This window comes from Streptomyces sp. NPDC005808 (genome assembly GCF_042871385.1).
In the GTDB taxonomy this organism is placed as follows: domain Bacteria; phylum Actinomycetota; class Actinomycetes; order Streptomycetales; family Streptomycetaceae; genus Streptomyces.
In genome coordinates, this window is record NZ_JBIAIK010000007.1 from 75,198 (window position 1) to 94,633 (window position 19,436).

The following is a 19,436-nucleotide window of genomic DNA, read 5'->3' on the forward strand; positions in this document are numbered from 1 at the left end:
CCTCAGCCCGCGAGGCCTACCACCAGCCAGATGAAGCCCGCGCCCGCGACCGTGCACAGCAGGGTCGAGCGGGCGGGGTGTTCGTGGTGTGCCTCGGGGAGGATCTCGGCGGCGGCGAGATAGAGGAGTACGCCGCCGAAGAGGCCGAGATAGCAGCCGAGCAGTTGCTCCGGGATGGTGACGAAGAGCGTCGAGGCGGCGCCGACCACCGGGGCCGCCGCGTCGGCGACGAGCATCATGATCGCCTTGCGGCGATCGTTCCCGTACAGGCTGGTGATCGTGTACGTGTTGAAGCCGTCCGCGAAGTCATGGGCGACCACGGCGAGGGCCACGGCCAGGCCCATTCCGCCGCCGACCTGGAAGGCCGCGCCGATCGCCACACCGTCCATCACGCTGTGGCCGACCATCGCCGCGGCCGCCGTCAGGCCCACCTCGGGCGCCCGGCCGCCCTTCTCCTCGCCGCCGTGCGCCGCCTGCCGTGCCGCCAGCAGGCGTTCCACCAGGTGGGCCAGCAGGAACCCGGCCACGAACAGCAGCAGCGCGGCCGGTACGCCGAAGACCTCCTCGCCCGCCGCGTGCAGCGCCTCCGGCAGCAGATCCAGGCCGACCACGCCGAGCATCAGGCCACCGGCCAGGCCCAGGACCAGATGACGGCGGTCGGTCACCCGCTGTGCCGTCCAGCCGCCGGCCAGTGTCATCAGGAACGCGCCGAGCGCGACGAGGACCGCCATAAGCCCTTGCTATCCGATCAACCACCGTTCACGCACCTCCGCGGGCCCGTGTCCGCGGGTACGCCCTGAAGTTTCGTCACGCACCCACCGTTCGAGCGCACCGATATCCCGCACGTTCTGCAACTCCCGCACATCCCGCATGTTCCGCATGTTCCGCATGTTCCGCATGTTCCGCATGTTCCGCATGTTCCGCATGTTCCGTAGGAGAGGACTCCACCCCATGGCCGACGCCCCCATCGGCAAGGTGACCATCGTCGGGGCAGGGCCCGGCGCCGCCGACCTGCTGACGTTCCGCGCCGCGCGCGCCATCGCCGAGGCCGATGTGGTGATCTGGGCGGCCAGCCTGGTGCAGGCGGAGGTCCTCGACCACGCGCGTGCGGGCGCGGAGATCCTGGATTCGGCGACGATGTCGCTGGAGGACGTGGTGGCCGTGTACGAACGGGCCGCCGAGCACGGCCTGAAGGTGGCCCGCATTCACTCCGGCGACCCCGCGCTGTGGGGCGGTACGCAGGAGCAGCTCGACCGGTGTGCGGACATCGGGGTCGAGACCGAGATCATCCCGGGCGTCTCCTCCTTCTCCGCCGTGGCCGCGCTCGCCCAGCGCGAGCTGACGATTCCCGAGGTCGCGCAGTCCGTGATCCTCACCCGGCTCGGCGGCGGCAAGACGCCGATGCCACCGGGTGAGGAGGTACGGGAGTTCGCCCGGCACGGGACGACCATGGCGCTGTTCCTGTCGGCGGCGCGCAGCGGCCAGCTCGTGCGCGAGCTGCTGGAGGGCGGCTATCCGACGTCCACCCCGGTCGTGGTGGCGTACCAGGTGACCTGGCCGGAGGAACTGCTCGTCAGGTGCACGATCGAGACGCTGGAGGAGACCGTGAAGGAGCACAAGCTCTGGAAGCACACCCTCTTCCTGGTCGGCCCGGCGCTGGATGCGAGCGGCACGCGCTCGCACCTCTACCACCCCGGTCACTTCCACGAGTTCCGCAAGGCCGACCCGCGGGCGCGGGCGGAGCTGCGTGCGGAGCGCAGTGCGGCTCGGGGCGCGGCTCGGGGCGCGGCTCGGAAGGGCAGTCCGTCGTGACCACTACTGCGGGCACAGGTGTGATCACCGTCGTCGGTACGGGTACGGGGGCGCCGTTGCCTCCCGATGCGGAGTCCGCCCTCGCCGAAGCCGGGCTCGTCGTCGGGGCCCGGCGACATCTGGCGGCGGCACGGCTGCCGGAGGGAGCGGAGCAGATCGTGCTCGGTCCGCTCGCGCCCGCGCTCGACGTGATCGAACAATATGTGAACAAGGTGGACAAGCCCGGCCCGGTCGTCGTGCTCGCCTCCGGTGATCCCGGGTTCTTCGGGATCGTGCGGGCGCTGGCCGAACGCTTCGGCGCGGAGCGGCTGGACGTCCGGCCCGGTGTCTCGTCCGTCGCCACCGCCTTTGCCCGCGTCGGGTTGCCCTGGGACGACGCCGTGGTGGTCAGCGCCCACGGTCGCGAGCTGCGTACGGCCGTCAACGTCTGCCGGTCCCGGCCGAAGGTGGCCGTGCTGACCGGTCCCGGCTCCGGGCCCGCCGAACTGGGCGCCGCGCTCGCCTACCACTCCCGGGAACGCGTCCTCGTCGTCGCGAGCGCCCTGGGAGACCCCGAGCACGAGCGCGTGGAGCGGGTCACGCCCGCCCAGGCCGCCGTCCGTGACTGGGGTACGGCGGTGAGCGTCGTCCTGTGCCTGGACGAGTCACGCGCCCTCGCCCCCGTGCGGACCGTCGCCGGGCCTTCCGCCGGTCCCGCCCAATGGGCCCTGGACGAGCGGGAGTTCGCCCACCGCGACTCGATGATCAGCAAGTTCGAGGTACGGGCGCTCGCACTGGCCCGGATCGGTCCGCGGCTCGGCGAGCTGATCTGGGACATCGGTGCGGGCTCCGGCTCCGTCGCCGTCGAGTGCGCGCGGTTCGGCGCCGCCGTCACCGCCGTCGAGAAGACGCTGGACGGCTGCGAGCGCGTCCGCGCCAACGCCGAGGCGCACGGCGTGGACGTGCACGTCGTACACGGGGCTGCTCCGACCGTGCTGTCCGATCTGGACGATCCGGACGCGGTGTTCATCGGCGGCGGCGGGCGCGAACTGCCCGCCATAGTCACGGCCTGCGCGCGGCGGGCACGGCGGGCCGTCGTGGTCGCCATGGCCGCCCTCGACCGGGTGCCCGCGGCACGGGACGCGCTCACCGGTGCCGGGTTCGACTGCGAGGGCGTGCTGTTGCAGTCGTCCCGGCTCGCGCCGCTGCCCGGTGGCGTCGACCGGCTCTCGGCCACCAATCCCGTTTTCCTGCTGTGGGGCGTCCGGCCTCCGGCTCGTACCGAAGGAGTCCCCCAGTGATCGGCCTGATTTCCGCCACGGCGGCGGGTACGGCCGGCCGTGACCGGCTGGCCGCGGCGTGGCCCACGCGTGCGCGGGTGTACGACGGGTCCGTCGGGTCCGTCGGGGACGCCGTGCGGCGGGCGTTCGCCGAGTGCGACCAGGTGGTCTGCTTTCTCGCCACCGGGGCGGTGGTGCGGCTGATCGCACCGCTGTTGAACGACAAGGCATCCGACCCGGGGGTCGTGTGCGTCGACGAGGCGGGCCGGTTCGCCGTGTCGCTGGTCGGCGGGCATGCCGGGGGCGCCAATGAACTCGCCCGCGAGGTGGGTGAGTTGCTCGGGGCCGAGCCCGTGGTGACCACAGCGACCGATGCGGTGGGGATGCCGGGGCTCGACATGCTCGGTTTCCCCGTGGAGGGGGATGTCGCCGGCGTCACCCGGGCCCTGCTCGACGGTGAACCCGTCGCTCTGCACGCCGAGTTGGCATGGCCGCTGCCGCCACTGCCGCTCGCGGCGCGGGGCGAGTACACGATCCGCCTCAGTGACCGCGCTGTTGAACCCGCCGACCGTGAGGTGGTCCTTCGTCCGCCCTCCCTCGTCGTCGGTGTCGGTGCCTCCAGGGGCGCACCCGTCGACGAGGTCCTCGGGCTCGTCGAAGCCGCCCTGCTGGACGCGGGGGTGTCGGTGAAGTCCGTCGCCGGGTTCGCCACCGTCGACGCCAAGGCGCAGGAGCCCGGCATCGTCGGAGCCGCGGAGCGGCTCGGGGTGCCCGTGGTGACGTACAGCGCCGAGGAGTTGGCGAGGGTCGACGTGCCGAACCCCTCGGACGCGCCGCTCGCCGCGGTCGGCACTCCCTCGGTTGCCGAGGCCGCGGCGCTCGCGGGCGGCGGTGAACTCCTCGTCCCCAAGCGGAAGTCGGTCCGTGCGGACGGGCGGCCGGCGATGGCGACCTGTGCGGTGGTACGCCGGGCCGCACGCGGCAGGCTCGCGGTGGTCGGGCTCGGGCCCGGCGCCCGTGACCTGCTGACGCCGCGCGCGAAGGCGGAGCTGCGGCGGGCGTCCGTGCTCGTCGGGCTCGACCAGTACGTCGACCAGATCCGCGATCTGCTGCGGCCGGGAACCCGCGTCCTGGAGTCGGGACTCGGCGCCGAGGAGGAGCGGGCGCGTACCGCGGTCGAGGAGGCCCGGCGCGGGCAGGCCGTCGCGCTGATCGGCAGCGGGGACGCGGGGGTGTACGCGATGGCGTCGCCCGCGCTGGCCGAGGCGTCCGACGACATCGACGTGGTCGGGGTGCCCGGGGTGACCGCCGCGCTGGCCGCGGGGGCGATCCTGGGCGCGCCGCTCGGGCACGACCACGTGTCGATCAGCCTCTCCGATCTGCACACGCCGTGGGAGATCATCGAACGGCGGGTACGGGCGGCGGCCGAGGCCGACATCGTCGTGACGTTCTACAACCCGCGCAGCCGAGGCCGTGACTGGCAGCTTCCGAAGGCGCTGGCGGTCCTCGCCGAGCACCGGGAACCGACGACGCCGGTGGGTGTCGTACGGAACGCCTCCCGCCCCGACGAGTCCAGCCGCCTCACCACCCTCTCGGGGCTCGACCCGGCGACGGTGGACATGATGACCGTGGTGACCGTGGGCAACACGGCGACCCGTGAGATCGCCGGCCGCATGGTGACGCCGCGCGGCTACCGCTGGCAGGAGGAGGCCCAGTGAGCGCTACGACCGGGGTGACCCGTGTGGTGCACCCCATCGAGCAGGAGTCCTTCCGGCGGCTGCGCACGCGTCTGGACACCTCGCACCTCCCGCCGCTGACACGAGCGGTCGTGGAACGGGTCATCCACTCCGCGGCCGACCTGGAGTACGCGGACGATCTCGTCGTCGACGAACGTGCCCTGGAGCGCGGGCATACCGCGCTGCACGCCGGGGCGCCCGTCGTCGTCGACGTCGAGATGGTCGCGGCGGGCATCACCCGCCGCGAGACGGTCTGTCGCCTCAAGGACGCCAGGTCCGGTCCTGGGCTGACCCGTTCGGCGCACGCGATCCGGCTCGCGTACGAGGAGGTCGGGCCCGGCGCGCTCTGGGTGATCGGCTGCGCGCCGACCGCTCTGGAGGAACTGCTCACCCTGGACGCCGATCCGGCGCTCGTCATCGGTCTGCCCGTCGGTTTCGTCGGTGCGGCCGAGTCCAAGGCCGCGCTGCGCGCGAGCGGGCTGCCCGCCGTCAGCAACGTGTCCGAGAAGGGCGGCTCCGCGGTAGCCGCGGCGGCGCTCAACGCCCTGCTGTACCAACCTGTTTCTGTTTCTGAGCCTGTTTCTGTTACCGGCTCGGAGCCTGTTTCTGTATCTGTTCCTGAGGAGAAATCGTGACCACCCCGCCCCCCGCCCTGCTCATCGCCGGACACGGCACCCGGGACGAGGCCGGTGCCGATGCCTTCCGCGCCTTCGTACGGGAGTTGGGGCGACGCAACCCCGAGCTGCCCGTCGCGGGCGGCTTCATCGAGCTGTCCCCGCCGCCGCTGGGTGACGCCGTGACCGAACTGGTCGAGCAGGGGGTACGACGTTTCGCCGCCGTACCGCTGATGCTGGTCTCCGCCGGGCACGCCAAGGGGGACATCCCGGCGGCGCTGACCCGTGAGAAGGAGCGGCACCCCGGGATCTCGTACACCTATGGGCGTCCGCTGGGCCCGCACCCCGCGCTCCTCACCGTCCTTGAGCGGCGGCTCGACGAGGCCCTCGGCTCCGCTTCCCGGACGCCCCAGGACCGCGCCGATGTGACCGTGCTGCTGGTGGGGCGCGGCTCCACCGACCCGGACGCCAACGCCGAGGTGCTCAAGGCAGCGCGGCTGCTGTGGGAGGGCCGGGGGTACGCGGGCGTCGAGACGGCGTTCGTGTCGCTGGCCGCGCCCGACGTGCCGTCCGGCCTCGACCGCTGCGTGAAGCTGGGGGCGCGCCGGATCGTCGTCCTGCCCTACTTCCTCTTCACCGGCATCCTGCCGGACCGGGTGCGCCGGCAGACCGAGGGCTGGGCGGCCGCGCACCCGGACGTCGAGGTGCGCTCCGCCGATGTCATCGGCCCCGAGCCGGAGTTGCTCGACCTGGTCATGGAGCGCTACCGCGAGGCCGTGCAGGGGGACCTGCGGATGAACTGCGACTCCTGCGTGTACCGCATCGCGCTGCCCGGCTTCGAGGACAAGGTCGGTCTGCCCCAGCAGCCGCACTTCCACCCCGACGACGACGGTGACCACCACCACGGACACCACGGACACCATGACGGCCATGCCCACGCCCACGCCCACTGAGGGGGCGCCCTCGGCGGGCCTGGGTGATGGGCACGATCTGCGTCATCACGGGGACGCCGAGGTGCGCGACGACGGTTCGACGCTCATCGATCTCGCCGTGAACGTCCGCGCGGACACGCCTCCGGAATGGTTGCGCGAGCGGATCGCCACCTCGCTGACCGGGCTGGCCGCCTACCCCGACGGGCGGGACGCGCGGGCGGCTGTGGCGGCGCGGCACGGGCTGCCCGTCGAGCGCGTGCTGCTCACGGCGGGTGCCGCCGAGGCGTTCGTGCTGCTCGCACGTGCCCTGAAGGTGCGCCGGCCCGTGGTCGTGCACCCGCAGTTCACGGAACCGGAGGCGGCGCTGCGGGACGCCGGACACTCCGTCGACCGCGTCCTGCTCCGCGCGGAGGACGGCTTCCGGCTGGACCCGGCGGCTGTTCCCGAGGACGCGGATCTCGTCGTGATCGGGAACCCGACCAATCCGACGTCCGTGCTGCATCCGGCCGGCCTGGTCGCCGGACTCGCCCGGCCCTGGCGGACGTTGGTCGTCGACGAGGCGTTCATGGACGCCGTGCCGGACGAGCGCGAGGCGCTCGCCGGGCGGACGGACGTGCCCGGCCTCGTGGTGCTGCGCAGCCTCACGAAGACGTGGGGGCTGGCCGGGCTTCGTATCGGCTACGTCCTCGCCGCGCCCGAGACGGTAGTGGAGCTGGAGCGCGCGCAGCCGCTGTGGCCGGTGTCCACGCCCGCGCTCGCCGCGGCGTCGGCGTGCGTGTCCTCCCGGGCGCTGGCGGAGGCCGCCCAGGCGGCGCGGCGGGTCGCGACGGATCGGGCCCATCTGGTGGCCGGGCTCAAGGAGTTCGAGTCGGACGGGGTGCGGGTGGTGGAGCCTGCGGAGGGGCCGTTCGTGCTTGTCCGGCTGCCGCGGGCGGCTGCCGTGCGGCGTCAGCTCCGAGGGCTCGGCTTCGCCGTGCGGCGGGGGGACACCTTTCCCGGACTGGGTGAGGAGTGGATCCGGGTGGCGGTTCGGGACCGGGTGACGGTCAACGGGTTTCTGCAGGCGCTGGATCGGGCGGTGACGGCGGTTGGGGGTTGAGGCCGGGGATTGAGGCCGGGGATTGAGGCCGGGGATTGAGGCCGGGGATTGAGGCCGGGGATTGAGGCCGGGGATTGAGGCCGGGTTTCTCGCCCCCGCCGCCCCTGCCCGTCCCAGCCTTAGGGGCTGCCCCCGTTTCAGCCCGTCCGGCGTTTGAGGACGGACGAGGCCGTTCAGGCCGAAGCGGGGGCTGGGGGCGGCAGCCCCCAGGAACAAGGGACGGGCAGGGGCGGAGGGGGCGAAGAAACCCTCCCCCGTCACCCCCGACTACGCCGTCCCGCCACCACCGCTCCCCCACCCACCGCAAGCAGCACAGCCGCCCCACCCACCACGTACGGCGTCATCGACCCACCGCCGGTCTCGGCGAGCTCCGCCTCCGCGGGTGCCCCCTGCGGCTTCACGTCGGCCACCGGCTTTTCGGGGGCCGTCGTCTTTTCGGGAGCCGTCGGCACGGCCGGCGCCTCGCACGTCGCCTTGGCCAGGGTCAGCGTTCCCTCCACCTCGGCCACGTTCAGCTTCAACGGGTTGATGGACACCGTGAGTTCGAGCGCGGAGGCGGCTGCCGTACGGGATGTGGTCCGGGTCTTGGAGAGGTCGAGCCGGACCTCTCCGATGCCGGGCACGTCCACCACGGTCGGCCCGCCGGCGGACACCGTCACCTTCTTGCCGAGCACCGTGACCGCGCCCAGCAGATTCGAGGTGGCGACGGGCTTCTTGCCCGCCTCGCAGGTCGCCCTCGAGGTGACCGACTCGACCTCGATGAGGGAGAGCAGCGGAAGCCCGGGGACATGGACCTTCGCGTGCGCGAGGTTGGTGTACCCCTCGGCCTTCGCGGCGGACACCGTCGCCCTCGCGGTGGCGACCTCCGCGCCCAGCACGGTGAACGCCTTTCCGCCGTCGACGCCGTCCAGGCGGGCGGTGAGCGCGGCCTTCTCGGCGCTCTGCGGCGCCTGGACCTCGTTGAGGGAGACGGCGAGCGGGACGTTCACCGTCTTGTTGAGCAGGGACACGTCGAGCCCGGTGCGCAGTACGACGGCGCTCGCGCGGCCCTGCTCGGCCGTGTCGTCGGTCGCGTGCGCGGGCACCGCTCCGGCCAGCGCCACGGGACCGGCGGCGAGGACGGTGGCCGCGGCGCCGACGGCACAACGACGTACGGACGCGACGGCACAACGGCGTACGGGCATGGGCAGGTTGTTGCTGTACAAGGGTGGGACCCCCTAAGAGATAGCTCGGGACCCGGCAAGAATTACGCACTGAGAGTGAACGGTCAGCAATCCGGCGTGACTTCACTCCAACGTGCAGATTCCGCACATTTCTTCGAATCACAGGACACGGCTGTTCGCCATAGTGACCCGTGGGACCGCCTTGCCCGAACACACCGGTCGACGGCGGGCGCGCAGGACGGAGTGCACAACGAATCAGCCCATCGTCCCGTCACGCTCTGTCAACCAGAGCGCTGTGCGATCGCCTCCTGTGCGTGCGCCGAGGGGGGTGGCCGGAAGTGTGTGCCGCACGATGTCCTACGGTGATCCGGCCGTCTCTCTTTTCGACGATCATCACGACACCAGGAGCGTTCCCAGGTGGCTTCCACCGACCGACGTCGTCTGCACTTCGTGGGCAGCCTGCCGCAGTTCGCAGACGCCACGTCCGCGTTCCGCTGGCAGCAGCACGAGCTGGCGGGACGCGTGCGGCGTCTGTCCGGCGGGGAGACCGGACCGCGACTGCAGTGGTTCGTGCCGCTGGTCAAGGCCCTCAAGGGGCTGCCGCAGATCCGTACCGTGCAGGACGGTGAGTGGACCGGCTACGACGACACGGACCGGCTGAAGGTCGAACGCGGCAGCCGCCTCACGGCCGGCGACATCCCGATGCGGCTGGGCGAGTACGCGCGGGAGGAGCTGGCCGCGTTGGACGCCCTCGGCACCCCGGCATCCGCGGGCCTGCCCCTTCAGGTCGGCGTACCGGGCTACCTCGACATGGCCCTGTTCATCTTCGGACCGGTCGGTGTCTTCCGCCACGCCCGCGCGTTCCGCGACGCGACGGCCGGGCAGATTGCGGACGTCCACCGCGCGGCAGGCGACGCCGTGGTCTTCCAGCTGGAGGTGCCCGCCGCCCTCATCGCCGTGGTGTCGGCGCCCCGCCCGCTGCGTCCGCTGCTGGCCCGGCTGATGGCGCGCCTGGTGACCAGCCAGGTCGCGAAGGCACCACGGGGCAGCCGCTTCGGCGTCCACCTGTGCCTCGGAGATCTCGGCCACCGCGCCTTGAAAATGCCGTCGTCGGCCGCTCCCCAGGTGGTCCTGGCCAACGCTCTGGTGCGCCGCTGGCCCCGGGACCGGCCGCTGGAGTTCGTCCACCTCCCGCTGTCCGGCGGCGATCGGCCCCCCGTCACCTCCGCCGCCTACTACGAGCCGCTCCGCCGGCTGCGGGTTCCGGCGGACGTATCGGTGGTGGCGGGGATCGCACACGAGGAGCAGCCGGCCGGCGACCAGGTGGCGGTCCGGGCCCTCGTGGAAGGAGCACTCGGCCGCTGCGCGGACATCGCCACTGCCTGTGGCCTGGGCCGCCGTACATCGGAACAGGCGGTACGGGCCGTCGACAGCATGCGCGTCCTGCTCGACGACGAGAAATGAGAAAGGGATACGCCGGGGCGAAAGGCATACGCCGGGGCGATGTCCTCCCTCTCTCCAACGCGCCCGACAGACAGGGAGAAGCCGTCCGCGTGTACGGGCCCGCACGTCCCTGAACGGTCGATCCGGCCTCGTTGAGGGGGAGTGCATCTCTCTGCCTCAGGGCATGTCCCCCCACGCCTGTCCGAGGCTCTAACCCACGACCCGGCCGTTCAGCACGATCCGCCGAGGAGCGGCCAGCACCCGTACGTCCGCCCGCGGATCCTCCTCGTACACCACGAGGTCCGCCGGTGCCCCCTCGTCCAGCCCAGGGCGTCCCAGCCACCGCCGCGCACCCCAGGTGGTGGCCGACAGCGCCTCGACCGGCGGGAGGCCCGCCTTCGTCAGCTCGGCGACCTCGTCGGCGACCAGCCCGTGGGCCAGCGCACCGCCCGCGTCGGTGCCCACGTACACGGGGACTCCGGCGTCGTGGGCGGCGCGCACGGTGTCGTAGCGGCGTTCGTGCAACTGGCGCATGTGCGTGGACCATCGGGGGAACTTCGCCTCGCCGCCGTCGGCGAGCTGCGGGAAGGTCGCGATGTTGACGAGGGTCGGGACGATCGCCACTCCGTGCTCGGCGAAGAGCGGGATGGTGTCCTCGGTCAGGCCCGTCGCGTGCTCGATGCAGTCGATCCCGGCCTCGACCAGGTCCCGCAGGGAGTCCTCGGCGAAGCAGTGCGCGGTGACACGGGCGCCGAGGCGGTGGGCCTCGGCGATCGCGGCCTCGACGGCGTCCCGCGGCCAGCAGGCGCTCAGGTCGCCGGTGTCGCGGTCGATCCAGTCGCCCACCAGCTTGACCCAGCCGTCACCGCGCCGGGCCTCCTGGGCGACGTAGGCCACGAGGTCCTCCGGCTCGATCTCGTGCGCGAAGTTGCGGATGTAGCGGCGGGTGCGCGCGATGTGGCGGCCCGCGCGGATGATCTTCGGGAGGTCTTCGCGGTCGTCGGTCCAGCGGGTGTCGGAGGGCGAGCCCGCGTCCCGGAGCAGCAGAGTGCCGGCCTCGCGGTCGGTCAGCGCCTGCTTCTCGGCGATGTCGGCGGGGACGGAGCCGTGCAGGCCGAGCCCGACGTGGCAGTGCGCGTCGACCAGGCCGGGCAGGGCCCAGCCGTCGACGGTGCGGATGTCACGGGCGCCGACGGGGCGCTCGTACGAGATCCGGCCGCCGACGACCCACAGCTCGTCCCGGACGTCCTCGGGTCCGACGAGAACCCGTCCCCTCACCTGCAGCACGGTGGCTTCGCTCATGGACAGCACCCTAATTGGGGCTCCGGTCTCCCTTGCCCACCTGGTCCGAGACCTCTTCCTCCACGTCCGCCATCGCGGGGTCCAGGAGGCGGGACAGGAAGTGGCGGGTGCGCTCGTGGCTCGGGTTGCCGATGACCTGGGCGGGGGCGCCCTCCTCGACGATCACGCCGCCGTCCATGAAGACGACGCGGTCGGCGACCTCACGGGCGAAGGTCATCTCATGGGTGACGACCATCATCGTCATGCCCTCGTCGGCGAGCATCCGCATGACCGCGAGTACGTCGCCGACGAGTTCGGGGTCGAGGGCCGAGGTCGGCTCGTCGAAGAGCATCACCTCGGGGCCCATGGCCAGCGCGCGGGCGATCGCGACGCGCTGCTGCTGGCCGCCGGAGAGGGAGGACGGGTAGGCGTCGGCCTTCTCGGACAGGCCCACCCGCCGCAGGTTCTCCGCGGCGATCCGGGCGGCCTCGGCCTTGTCCCGCTTCAGCACCCGGCGCTGCGGCAGCGTGAGGTTGTCGGTGACCGACAGGTGCGGGAAGAGGTTGAACTGCTGGAAGACCATGCCGATACGGCGGCGTACGGCGTCGATGTCGACATCGGGGTGCGTGACCTCGGTGCCGCCGACGAAGACCTCGCCCTTGGTGGGCTCCTCAAGGAGGTTCACGCAGCGCAGCAAAGTGGACTTGCCCGAGCCGGAGGGCCCGATGACACAGACGACTTCGCCCGCGCCGATCTCCAGGTCGATGCCGCGCAGCACCTCGTTCTCGCCGAAGGACTTGTGCAGTCCCTTGACCTGGATCTCTGGTGTCGTGGATGTGCTCACTTGGTGGCCTCCCCGGCCTTCGTCTCCAGCCGGCGCACCACGAAGCCGAGCGGGATCGTGACCAGCAGATAGCACAGGCCCGCGACCAGGATCGGCGTGGAGTTGGCGGTCTGGCTCGCCAGGTCGCGCCCGAACTTGGTGAGTTCGCGCTCCTCCAGCGTGACACCGAGGAACAGCACCAGCGAGGAGTCCTTGAAGAGGAGGACGAGCTCGTTGGTGAGCGGCGGGATCACGATGCGGAACGCCTGCGGGATGATGATCGAGACCATCGCCCGGGTGTGCGAGAAGCCCAGTGAACGGGCCGCCTCCATCTGCCCCTTGGGCACCGCCTGGATGCCCGCGCGGATCGTCTCCGCCATGTACGCGGCCGAGACCAGGCCGAGGGCCAGGGCCACCTTGCCGTAGGTGCCGCCGGGGATCTCCGTGCCCGGGAAGGCGAGCGGCACGGCGACGCCCACGAAGACGAAGATCAGCAGGGCGGGCAGGCCGCGGAAGATCTCGATGTAGATGCCGGCGACCCAGCGGTAGGGGCCCACCGGGGAGAGCCGCATCAGGGCCACGACCATGCCGAGCACCAGGCCGAAGACGAAGCCGGACATCGTGTAGAGCACGGTGTTCTTCAGCGCCATCGTGATGACGTCCGGGAACATCTGCGTGACGAGGTCCCACTGCGCGAACTGGTTCTTCAGCTGCGCCCAGTCGGCCGTGACCGCGAAGGCGATCACGGCGGCGACGAACACGACGTACTGGGCGCCGCGTGACAGCGCGCGCTTCTGACGCCGGGTCAGGCCGCTTTTGCGGGGCTGGAGTCGGGTGTCGGTACCACTCATGAGGCGGACGCGGAGACGGAGGCCGAGACGGCGTCTGTCGGGGTGGCGGAGTCGGACGGCGTGGAGACGGCGGCCGAATCGGACGGCGAGGCTGACGCCGAGGCCGAGGCCGAGGCCGAGGGGGACGGTGAGGCCGCGGACTCGTCGTACGGGCCGATCCACTTCTCGTACAGCGTCTTGTACGTGCCGTCGGCCTTCGCGTCCGTGAGCGCCTTGTTGATGGCGGCCAGGAGCGCGGTGTTGCCCTTCTTCACCGAGAAGCCGTACTGCTCACCGGTGTTGATGTTGTCGGCGACCTGGAAGGCGTCCGCGTTGGCCTTGTCCTTCAGCCAGCCCTGGACGACCGGGTAGTCGATGATGACGGCCTGGACCTGGCCGGTGCGCAGGCCGTTGAGGACGGCGTCGGAGGACTCGAAGGAGACGGGGTCGAGGCCGTGGCTCGTGGCGTAGTCCTCGCCGGTCGTCTGGGCCTGGGTGCCGACCTTCTTGCCCTTGAGGTCGGCGAAGGAGGTGATGCCGCTCTTCTTGTCGACGAGGACGGCCTGCGTCGCGTCGAAGTACGGGTCCGAGAAGTCGACGTTCTTCTTGCGCTCGTCGGTGATCGTCATGCCGGCCGCGGCGAGGTCGCACTCGCCGGAGTTGAGGAACGCGCCGGTCTTGAAGTTCTCGAAGGGCGTGTCGATGAACTCCTGCTTCACACCCAGGTTCTTGGCGACCAGGTCGATCAGCGAGACGTCGAAGCCCTGCACCTTGCCGTCGATCTCCGACTGGAAGGGCGGGTACGGGAGGTGGGTGCAGGTGGTGAGCTGTCCCGCCTTGACGAGCTTGACGCCCTTGACGGTGGTCGAGCCCCCGCCGCCGTCCGAGGAGCAGCCGGCCACGAGCAGCAGCCCAGCCGTCGCGGTGGTGGCGGCCAGAATGCGGGATCGGCGTCCGAGGACCGGGTTCACGGGGACCTCCTGTAGGGGAACAGTGGGTTCTGATTATAAGGAAAGGTTTGGGGTACTCAAACCAATCCGATGGTCACTGAGCTGTCCGGCCTCAGAAGTCGCCGGTCCAGGGCTGAGCAACAGCGCCGGTTACGCTCTGACCCATCCGATTCATTGCCCCCCGCGCGCCTCGTTAGACCCTGTGAGCGAAGAGAGCACCGCCGTGACACACCCCTTCCTGGACCTGGCCCCGCTCGGCGCGGCGCACTTCGCGGCGATCGAGGACCGTGTGGCACGGCTGCTCTCCACCGAGCAGGATGTCGTGATCATGCAGGGCGAGGCGCTGCTTCCCCTGGAGGGCGCCATCCGCGGGACGGCGGGGCCCGGCACGACCGCGCTCAATGTGATCACCGGTCCGTACGGGCAGACCTTCGGTGACTGGCTGCGGGACTGCGGGGCGACGGTCATCGACCTGGCGGTGCCGTTCCATACGGCGGTCACCGCCGCGCAGGTGCGGGAGGCGTTCGCCGGGCATCCGTCGATCGACTTCGTGTCGCTGGTGCACGCGGAGGCGGCGACGGGGAACACGAACCCCGTCGCGGAGATCGGCGAGGTCGTACGGGAACACGGCGCCCTCTTCTACCTCGACGCCGTCGCCTCGATCGGCGCCGAGCCCGTGCTGCCGGACGCGTGGGGTGTCGACCTTTGCGTGATCGGGGCGCAGAAGGCGATGGGCGGGCCCGCCGGGGTGTCAGCAGTGTCGGTGAGCGAGCGGGCGTGGGCGCGGATGACGGCGAATCCCCGGGCGCCGCGCCGGTCGTATCTCTCACTCCTCGACTGGAAGGAGCGGTGGATCGACGGGGGCCGCAAGGCGCTGCTGCACGCGCCCGCACAGCTCGAGATGCTGGCGCTCGAGGCTTGTGTCGAGCGGATCGAGGGCGAGGGGCTCGACGCCGTGATGGCTCGGCACGCGGCGGCCGCGGCGGCCACTCGGGCCGGAGCCCTCGCGCTGGGCGGGGGGATCGAGCCGTATGTGTACGAGGCCGCGGACGCGGCGCCCGTCGCCACGACGCTTCGGACGCCGCCGGGGGTCGACGCGTCCGGGCTGGTCGCCAGGGCGCTGGCCGCGGATCCGGCGCTGCCGCTGGCCGCGGGCGGGGGCGCACTCGCCGCAGAGATGATCCGGGTGAACCACTACGGGGCGGACGCGAGTGAGCAGGTGGTCCGCTCCTGCCTCACCGCCCTGGGGGCCGCACTGGCGGAGCAGGGACTGCCGGGGGACACGGAGGGGGCTCGGCGTGCGGTGACGGAGGCGTGGCAGTAGCGGATGCGCCCTGCGGGAGCATGATCATGCGGGAGACCACGAAGGTCACCGGAATCGCCACCACGGAGGCGAGCAGCGGAGCGAGCCGGTCCCCGAGATGGAAGACGCCGACGACCACGTACACACCTGCCGTCGTGACCACGAAGGGTGCGACGATCAAGATGTCCGGCGTGCGGGCGTCGGCGCTGCGAGGCGGCCCGTGGCACGCCGTCGGCGGATGGTGGTGAGGGAAGCGAGCAGAATCACGGCCAGCAGTGACGCTGCCCCGACAGCCGTGCCCAGTCGCAGGCCGGGCGGGTGGAACGTGCAGGTGACGCTGGTCGCGGAACCGTCGAGGGGTACGGCGATCAGCCCGTAGTACTCCCCTGCGGGTACGGCGGGACCGTCACCCGACGCACAGCGCCACCCGGCGATCCGGGGGGCCGCGAGGACGGCGGTTCCCGTACTGCCCGCCGGGAGTTGGGCCCGGACGGTGCCGTCGGACACGGTCACCTCGGTGGCGCCGGTGGCCTTCAGCTGGTCGACCGCGGTCCGCAGCCGGGCGGTGTCCAGGCAGCCGACCGCGCCGTCGGGGATGACACCCGTTCGGTCGGAGGACAGCTCGATCCGGACCTGTCCCGATGCCGGAACCGTGCCGAGCGGCTGCATCGACGAGATCTTGGTGACGGGGTGGTCGGCCCTGAACCGACCGGTCGGGCCCTGGGCGCTCTCACCGGCGAGCCGCGCGGTGCCCGCGAAGTGCGGCGCCCACAGGTACACCTCGCTGCCGGCCCGGCAGTCGGCCGTGATCGCCGCATTCGGGGCGGCGGCGGCGCGAGGAGCACGGATGAGCAGGCCGGGCCGGTCGTCGTGACTGCGCTCCGGTGCCTTCCCGGCGCTGTCCCGCACAGCGAAGCGGGGCACGGTGTAGACACGGGTGCCCAGCAGCAGTTCCTGATTCCGATACGGCGACGGTCCGAACTCGGCGACGCCCGTACGTGCCTGCGCGCCGGAACCGGAAGGCCGTACCGTCACCAGCGGTGGTACGTCCCGGCGGGTCACGCTCACCTGGCTGCCGTCGTCCGGGAACCACTTCTGATGCGGGTCCGGCGGGGAGTGCACCCGCGCGCCGACGGAGAAGATCACGTCCGTGACGGCGTTGTCCAGACTCTGCACGTTGCGGCCCCGCGACGTCCAGCCGTCCCCGAGGGCGGTGAGCGTGCGGCTGAGGACGTCCGCGGTGAAGCTGCTGTAGTACTGGGCACCCTGGCCGCCCACCAGCATCGGGTCGTTCCCGACGGTCTGCTCGCGCCCCGGGTCGGTGCGGTATCGGGGCCAGCCGTCGGCCTCTGCGACCGTCGCCGCCTGCTGCTCCTGGCGCGCCCCCCAGGGCTCGTAGTTGTCCAGCTTCGTGAACCGCAGCCGGGTGGTCACGGCGGCGGTGGCGGCGGTCTCGCCGATCTGCGTACCGATGAGGATCGTCACGGCCAGCCCGGACAGTACGGCCCGGCGTCGGCCGCCGCGGCCTCGATCCTGGAGACGACGGCCTTGGTCCTGGAGACCGCGGCCTTGGTCCTGGAGGGCCAGCAGGGCCAGTCCGCCCAGCGCGCCCACGGCGGCGAGTGCGGCCAGGGGCAGTACGTAGGGCGGGTCCGTCAGCTTGCTCGCGCTCGCGACGGCGGTGATGAGCGCGAGCAGAACACCCGCCGCGCACAGCGCGCGCCGGCCGGGCACGCCGTAGGAGAGCGCATGCCAGGCGGCGATCACGAGCAGCGCGCAAAGGACGAAGGCCTGCCGGTAGGGACTTCCCTGCGGGGTGGCGAAGGCATGCCAGAGCAGGTGTGTCGGACCCCACTGCAGCGACAGTGCCACCATGACCACCAGCAGGGTCCACCCGGCGCGCACCCGTCGGGGTACCGCCCGATGGAAGGGCAGAGCGAGCGCGAGCAGCAGCGCCGTGGTGCCCACGTACAGCGCCGGCGAACCGAAGCCGTAAGTCGTCGGCAGCAGATGGGCCAGCAGGTCCTGCGTCGTCGTCGGCTCGAACTGTCCGAACCCGCCCGGGTATGCGTGCGTGGTGCCGAAGTACACCACTGTCACCAGCGGCGCGGCCAGGCCGATGCCGAGCCCGACGATCAGGCAGGCCCTGCCCACCACCGCGAGCGACTGCCGGCGTGGGAGGCCCGCGAGCCACAGCCGGAGCAGGAACACGAGAGCGGCGGCCAGCGTGGCCATGTACGCCGTGTAGAAGTTGGCGAGCCAGGCGACCGCCACGATCAGCACAACGAGGAACGGGCGCCGCCCGTTCAGCGTCCACTCGCCGACCAGGCACAGCAGCGGCAGGGCGACAAGGCCGTCGAGCCACATCGTGTTGTACGCGGCACTCGTCAGGGTCCAGCCGCACAGGGCGTAGGACGCGCCCAGCAGTCCCGCCGCCCACCAGCGGCCGGGGCGCATCCTGAGCAGCAGCCAGGCCATGGCGGCCCCGGCCGACGCCATCTTGAGCAGCGTGATCACGTACACCGCGAGGTCGATCTCGTCCCGTGGGAAAACCGCCACGAGCAGGGCGAACGGGCTGCTGAGGTACGTACCGAGGTCGGGGAGGAAGCTGGAGCCGAAGCCGGACTGCCAGTTGATGAGCAGCCCGCCGTCGGCTCTGCCGTGCAGTAAGTCCCACAGGTGCGCGTGGAACGGGACGTACTGGTTTCCGAGGTCGTTGACGCTCCGGGTCCGGGGGCCGAACGGGTAGCTGCCGGCGACGACGTCGCCGGCGCAGAACACAGTGACGGTGATGACGGCCGCGAGCAGGGCGGCGGTCGGCCTCGGGCCAGGCGGGCCCGGCGGCCGGAGCCACGTCCACCCGCCGTGGCCCCGGCCGGACAGCGACTCGGCCGGCGGGCGCGGCGCGGGAGCGGGCGACCGGTCGGCGCCGTGGCCGGTTCCGGCCGGCGGCTCGGGGCGGGTCTCGTGCTTCACACCCTCGCCCCGGCCGATCGACGCACCGCGGTCCCGTGAGCAATGCCTCGACCACGCAGTAACCCGTCGGTGCGCATGACCGAACAAACCATCCTCACAGCCCCCAGAGAACTGTGGGCACATGGCCCCTGGTCCGGGGGGAGTGCTCCCCCCCGGGTCAACTAGGACTACAGATAGGACTACAGAGAAAGTAAACGCATGCAAGGTAGCGAGGAGGTGAACCCGATCAGCCGCGGGTGGCAGCCCTGGATGCCCGCCCGCTCCGGTCACCCCTCCGGCGCGGCGGGTGGGGGCGCCGACGGGCTACCGGAGCCGGATACTCGGGGCTTATCCCGAGGCTCTCCAGGAAGCATATTCGGAAGCGAATTCGGATTTGGATTCGGCGCAGCTTCCCATACTCTTCTGCCCGATTTTTTCGTGCGTAAACGCTAAGATTTCGCGAACGTCGACCTTGCAATTCGAGCACATCTCATGGCGATTACGTAGCTGTGACGCACTCCACAAGCAGTCCGTTTTCTGGATAATTTTCCGGGCAAATACTACCAAAAAGAAGCCATCCTGGGGCTGTCCGCGCCCGCGTGATAACACGTGGGTGCCTCACATGTAACCCCACCCGACCGTGCAATCTGGAATTTCCATCGGTAAATTCACTGCGCATGACCGCCGCACACGCAGACCCGCAAGCAGACCCGCAAGCGGAATTCCTGGAAATGCCGGAGAGCCTTCGGATCGACCACCCGGAGGTGGCCGACGGGGCCGCGCTCTGGCGTATCGCCAAGGACTCCGGAAACCTCGACCTCAACTCCTCGTACAGCTATCTGCTGTGGTGCCGTGACTTCGCCGGTACGTCGGCGGTGGCACGGGACGCACAGGGCGCGCCCGTCGGTTTCGTCACGGGGTATGTCAGGCCCGACCGACCGGACACGCTGCTCGTGTGGCAGGTGGCCGTCGATGACGCCTACCGCGGGCGGGGTCTCGCCGCGGCGCTGCTCGACGGGCTGACCGCACGGGTCGCCCAGGACCAGCGGATGACCACCGTCGAGACCACCATCACGCCGGGCAACACCGCCTCCGAGCGGCTGTTCACCTCGTACGCGCGTCGCCACGGCGCGGTCGTCGAACGTGAAGTGCTGTTCCAGGCAGGGCAGTTCCCGGACGGTCCGCACGACCCCGAGGTGCTGTACCGCATCGGGCCCCTGTCGTTCTGAATCGCAC

General features: G+C 71.3%; 16 protein-coding genes and 1 pseudogene. 9 read left to right on the top strand and 8 right to left on the bottom strand.

The genetic code is table 11. The features are described from left to right. Window positions 1-2 precede the first annotated feature (2 nt). Entirely contained in the window at window positions 3-731 is a 729-nt protein-coding gene (locus ACFYPC_RS17350) for a ZIP family metal transporter (protein ID WP_388676464.1), read from the bottom strand. Between the two features lie 220 nt (window positions 732-951). Between ACFYPC_RS17350 and cobM the strand changes: the two genes are divergently transcribed. Genes cobM through cobC form a run of 6 tightly spaced genes read left to right on the top strand, consistent with a single transcriptional unit; the run spans window position 952 to window position 7,452 of the window. Further along, the gene (gene cobM, locus ACFYPC_RS17355) at window positions 952-1,812 is read left to right on the top strand and encodes a precorrin-4 C(11)-methyltransferase (protein ID WP_388676467.1); all 861 of its coding nucleotides are present in this window, start codon (window positions 952-954) and stop codon (window positions 1,810-1,812) included. A gap of 20 nt (window positions 1,813-1,832) precedes the next feature. Continuing rightward, window positions 1,833-3,092: a precorrin-6y C5,15-methyltransferase (decarboxylating) subunit CbiE gene (cbiE, locus tag ACFYPC_RS17360; protein ID WP_388677271.1), complete on the top strand. Its 1,260-nt coding sequence runs from the start codon at window positions 1,833-1,835 to the stop codon at window positions 3,090-3,092. Then, window positions 3,089-4,789, top strand: coding sequence for a precorrin-3B C(17)-methyltransferase (cobJ, locus tag ACFYPC_RS17365; RefSeq protein ID WP_388676470.1), 1,701 nt, complete (start codon window positions 3,089-3,091; stop codon window positions 4,787-4,789). Before cbiE ends, cobJ begins: the two co-directional genes overlap by 4 nt. 14 nt (window positions 4,790-4,803) lie before the next feature. After that, window positions 4,804-5,442 (top strand): precorrin-8X methylmutase, encoded by a 639-nt coding sequence (locus tag ACFYPC_RS17370; RefSeq protein ID WP_388677274.1) that lies wholly within the window; start codon window positions 4,804-4,806, stop codon window positions 5,440-5,442. Beyond that, entirely contained in the window at window positions 5,439-6,374 is a 936-nt protein-coding gene (locus ACFYPC_RS17375; RefSeq protein WP_388676473.1) for a sirohydrochlorin chelatase, read from the top strand. The genes ACFYPC_RS17370 and ACFYPC_RS17375 overlap by 4 nt, the downstream gene beginning before the upstream one ends. Then, window positions 6,352-7,452 carry an Rv2231c family pyridoxal phosphate-dependent protein CobC gene (cobC, locus tag ACFYPC_RS17380; RefSeq protein ID WP_388676476.1) on the top strand — a complete coding sequence of 367 codons (1,101 nt, stop codon included), beginning with the start codon at window positions 6,352-6,354 and terminating at the stop codon, window positions 7,450-7,452. The genes ACFYPC_RS17375 and cobC overlap by 23 nt, the downstream gene beginning before the upstream one ends. A 257-nt stretch (window positions 7,453-7,709) precedes the next feature. Here cobC and ACFYPC_RS17385 read toward each other — a convergent pair whose 3' ends face one another. After that, complete coding sequence (locus tag ACFYPC_RS17385; protein ID WP_388676479.1) at window positions 7,710-8,657, bottom strand: SCO1860 family LAETG-anchored protein; 948 nt, start codon at window positions 8,655-8,657, stop codon at window positions 7,710-7,712. A gap of 375 nt (window positions 8,658-9,032) precedes the next feature. On the opposite strand from ACFYPC_RS17385, the gene ACFYPC_RS17390 reads away from it, so the two are divergent. Next, entirely contained in the window at window positions 9,033-10,079 is a 1,047-nt protein-coding gene (locus ACFYPC_RS17390; RefSeq protein ID WP_388676482.1) for a hypothetical protein, read from the top strand. A gap of 189 nt (window positions 10,080-10,268) precedes the next feature. Here ACFYPC_RS17390 and ACFYPC_RS17395 read toward each other — a convergent pair whose 3' ends face one another. Genes ACFYPC_RS17395 through ACFYPC_RS17410 form a run of 4 tightly spaced genes read right to left on the bottom strand, consistent with a single transcriptional unit; the run spans window position 10,269 to window position 13,963 of the window. Further along, window positions 10,269-11,360 carry an amidohydrolase family protein gene (locus tag ACFYPC_RS17395; protein ID WP_388676485.1) on the bottom strand — a complete coding sequence of 364 codons (1,092 nt, stop codon included), beginning with the start codon at window positions 11,358-11,360 and terminating at the stop codon, window positions 10,269-10,271. A 10-nt stretch (window positions 11,361-11,370) separates the two neighbouring features. Further along, entirely contained in the window at window positions 11,371-12,183 is an 813-nt protein-coding gene (locus tag ACFYPC_RS17400; protein ID WP_388676489.1) for an amino acid ABC transporter ATP-binding protein, read from the bottom strand. Then, window positions 12,180-13,013 (bottom strand): amino acid ABC transporter permease, encoded by an 834-nt coding sequence (locus ACFYPC_RS17405; protein ID WP_388676492.1) that lies wholly within the window; start codon window positions 13,011-13,013, stop codon window positions 12,180-12,182. Before ACFYPC_RS17405 ends, ACFYPC_RS17400 begins: the two co-directional genes overlap by 4 nt. Beyond that, window positions 13,010-13,963: a basic amino acid ABC transporter substrate-binding protein gene (locus ACFYPC_RS17410; RefSeq protein WP_388676495.1), complete on the bottom strand. Its 954-nt coding sequence runs from the start codon at window positions 13,961-13,963 to the stop codon at window positions 13,010-13,012. The genes ACFYPC_RS17405 and ACFYPC_RS17410 overlap by 4 nt, the downstream gene beginning before the upstream one ends. A gap of 202 nt (window positions 13,964-14,165) precedes the next feature. Between ACFYPC_RS17410 and ACFYPC_RS17415 the strand changes: the two genes are divergently transcribed. Continuing rightward, window positions 14,166-15,266: a pyridoxal-phosphate-dependent aminotransferase family protein gene (locus ACFYPC_RS17415; RefSeq protein ID WP_388677277.1), complete on the top strand. Its 1,101-nt coding sequence runs from the start codon at window positions 14,166-14,168 to the stop codon at window positions 15,264-15,266. On the opposite strand, the pseudogene ACFYPC_RS17420 reads toward ACFYPC_RS17415, so the two are convergent. Beyond that, window positions 15,178-15,411 (bottom strand): annotated as a pseudogene (locus ACFYPC_RS17420) (hypothetical protein); the annotation flags it as partial. The gene ACFYPC_RS17415 and the pseudogene ACFYPC_RS17420 sit on opposite strands and share 89 nt — an antisense overlap. Before the next feature lie 11 nt (window positions 15,412-15,422). Further along, the gene (locus tag ACFYPC_RS17425; protein ID WP_388677280.1) at window positions 15,423-18,026 is read right to left on the bottom strand and encodes a YfhO family protein; all 2,604 of its coding nucleotides are present in this window, start codon (window positions 18,024-18,026) and stop codon (window positions 15,423-15,425) included. Window positions 18,027-18,877: 851 nt separating this feature from the next. On the opposite strand from ACFYPC_RS17425, the gene ectA reads away from it, so the two are divergent. Then, window positions 18,878-19,429: a diaminobutyrate acetyltransferase gene (gene ectA, locus ACFYPC_RS17430; RefSeq protein WP_388676498.1), complete on the top strand. Its 552-nt coding sequence runs from the start codon at window positions 18,878-18,880 to the stop codon at window positions 19,427-19,429. Window positions 19,430-19,436 lie beyond the last annotated feature (7 nt).